The 2,360-nt window shown below is 61.9% G+C and carries 2 protein-coding genes and 1 pseudogene; all 3 read left to right on the forward strand.

The genetic code is table 11. The annotated features are described in order from the left end of the window. Positions 1-523 (forward strand): annotated as a pseudogene (locus GR158_RS24975) (ABC transporter ATP-binding protein); the annotation flags it as partial. Positions 524-535: 12 nt separating this feature from the next. Next, entirely contained in the window at positions 536-1,606 is a 1,071-nt protein-coding gene (locus tag GR158_RS24980) for an ABC transporter ATP-binding protein (protein ID WP_160873044.1), read from the forward strand. A gap of 3 nt (positions 1,607-1,609) precedes the next feature. Continuing rightward, positions 1,610-2,360: carbohydrate ABC transporter permease (locus GR158_RS24985; protein ID WP_160873045.1), on the forward strand; the 751-nt coding region annotated here is incomplete at its 3' end.

Raw genomic sequence — 2,360 nt, forward strand, 5'->3', positions numbered from 1 at the left:
CGCGACGACGGAGCCATCGGAAGCGCTGCTTCTGGGCGGCAACACCGCCACCCTGTCGGAGGGCCGCATCACGCAGTTCGGCCGGACCATCGACGTCTATCGCCGGCCGAACGATCTCCTGACGGCCCGCACCTTCGCCGACCCGCCGCTGAACGCCATGGATGTCGTCAAGCGGAATGGTCAGTTCACCGCCGGCGACCGGTCCTTGCTGATAGTGCCGCAGCACCTGTCCCAGTTGGCAGATGGTCCCTGTACCATCGCGTTCCATCCGCACCACCTCTCCCTTACCAGCCAGGCGCCGGGTTCTGCACCGCTTCAGGCGCGCACGGCCATCTCGGAAATCGCGGGGTCGGAGAGCTTCGTCCATATCGAATTCGAGGGTAGTCGCTGGGTCATGCTGTCGCCCGGAATTCACGACATCGAGCCGGATACGCTGATCACCGTCCATGTCGATACGCGCCACCTGATGGCCTTCGGGATGGATGGCAGGGCGCTCGGCGCGCCGGTCGCGATGGCGGCATAGGGGGAAGAGTTCATGGCACGCATCACACTCGATCACATACGCCATGCCTATGGAATCCGCCCCTCCGCGCCGAACGACTATGCGCTGCGTGAGGTCAATCACGAATGGAGCGACGGCGGCGCCTATGCGCTGCTCGGGCCCTCCGGCTGCGGCAAGACCACGCTGCTCAACATCATCTCGGGGCTCTTGCAGCCCTCCGAAGGCCGCATCCTGTTCGATGGCGAGGATGTGACGGACCTTCCGCCCGAAGCCCGAAACATCGCGCAGGTCTTTCAGTTCCCGGTCATCTACGACACCATGACCGTCTACGACAATCTCGCCTTCCCGCTGCGCAACCGTGGCGTTGCCGAGGCCGCTGTAAAGCGCCGGGTCGAGGAAATCCTCGAGATGACGGGGCTCGCTGACCGGGCAAACCGCAAGGCGCGCGGCCTCACGGCCGACCAGAAGCAGAAGATCTCGCTCGGCCGTGGCCTTGTCCGCAATGATGTGAACGCGATCCTCTTCGATGAGCCGCTCACCGTTATCGACCCGCACATGAAGTGGCAGCTGCGTTCGCAGCTCAAAAAGCTGCATCGCCAGTTCGGTTTCACCATGGTTTATGTCACCCACGATCAGACGGAGGCGCTGACCTTCGCCGACAAGGTCGTCGTCATGTACGATGGCCAGATCGTGCAGATCGGCACACCGGCCGAGCTCTTCGAGACACCACGCCACACCTTTGTCGGCTACTTTATCGGCTCGCCCGGCATGAATGTCCTGCCGATGCAGATCGATGGTGCGACTGCCGTGATCGGCGGCGAGCGTGTCGATCTCGGCTTCGCTCCGCCCGCCAAGGCCACCGCGAAGATGGAATTCGGCATTCGCCCGGAATTCGTACGCATTGGACGAGAGGGTCATCCCGTCCGTATCGACAAGGTCGAGGATATCGGCAGGCACAAGATCGTGCGGGCAACCTTTGCCGGCCAGTCCGTTGCGGCGGTGATGCCGGAGGAGAACGAGGTGCCGGCGGACGCCCGCATCGCCTTCGATCCCAAAGCCATCAACATCTATGCCGACAGCTGGCGCGTCGAAAGGGGAGCCTGAGCCATGGATAAGACCTGGAACAACAAGGCCTGGTTCATGGTGCTACCGGTGCTGCTGCTGGTCGCGTTTTCGGCGGTGATCCCGCTGATGACGGTTGTGAACTATTCCGTTCAGGATACGTTCGGAAACAACCAGTTCTTCTGGGCGGGGACCGACTGGTTCACGCAGGTGCTGGATTCCGCCCGCTTCTGGGATTCGCTCGTCCGCAACCTTGCCTTCTCTGCGGTCATTCTGGCGATCCAGATCCCGCTGGGCATTTTCATCGCGCTCAACATGCCGCGTCACGGGCTCGGGGTGCCGGTCTGCCTGATTTTCATGGCGCTGCCGCTCCTCATTCCTTGGAATGTCGTCGGCACGATCTGGCAGTTGCTGTGCCGTGCCGATATCGGCCTTGTCGGATGGGGACTGACCCAGCTCGGATTTCCCTTCGCCTATGCCGCCGACCCGGTCGATGCCTGGGTGACGATCGTCGTCATGGATGTCTGGCACTGGACGAGCCTTGTTGTGCTTCTTTGTTATGCCGGCCTCGTGTCTATCCCGGAAGCCTATTACCAGGCAGCCAAGATCGACGGTGCGTCGCGCCTCGCTGTCTTCCGTTACATCCAGCTGCCGAAGATGAAGCGCGTTCTACTGATCGCCATCCTGTTGCGCTTCATGGACAGCTTCATGATCTATACGGAACCTTTCGTCGTCACGGGCGGTGGCCCCGGTTCATCGACGACCTTCCTGTCGATCGATCTCGTCAAGATGGCCG

This window comes from Shinella sp. AETb1-6 (assembly GCF_009826875.1).
GTDB lineage: Bacteria > Pseudomonadota > Alphaproteobacteria > Rhizobiales > Rhizobiaceae > Shinella > Shinella sumterensis.